The 261-nt window shown below is 44.8% G+C and carries 1 protein-coding gene; it reads left to right on the forward strand.

The features are described from left to right. On the forward strand, positions 1 to 261 hold a 261-nt coding region (locus WSC_RS23730; RefSeq protein ID WP_040395493.1), incomplete at both ends, for an immunoglobulin-like domain-containing protein.

The raw sequence follows: 261 nt of genomic DNA on the forward strand, positions 1-261 counted from the left end.
CACAGGCGGTAATTTCGAAAACTTAGTGCTGGGCAATAGCTCAGTTACAACAACAGTCAGCGACACCTTGTCTGATGTGACCTTAAGTTTAACGGGTACACCAAGTGTCAGCGAAGGTGGCAGTATTACCTATACCGCAAGTTTAACCGCTGCGGCAGAAACGGATATGACCATTACTTTAAGTAATGGTGCAGAAATCTCAATTACAGCTGGTCAAAGCTCAGGTACAGTCAGTGTCTCTGTTGGTAACGATGTTTACAC

It is taken from the genome of Catenovulum agarivorans YM01 (genome assembly GCF_000281085.1).
Taxonomy (GTDB): domain Bacteria; phylum Pseudomonadota; class Gammaproteobacteria; order Enterobacterales; family Alteromonadaceae; genus Catenovulum; species Catenovulum agarivorans.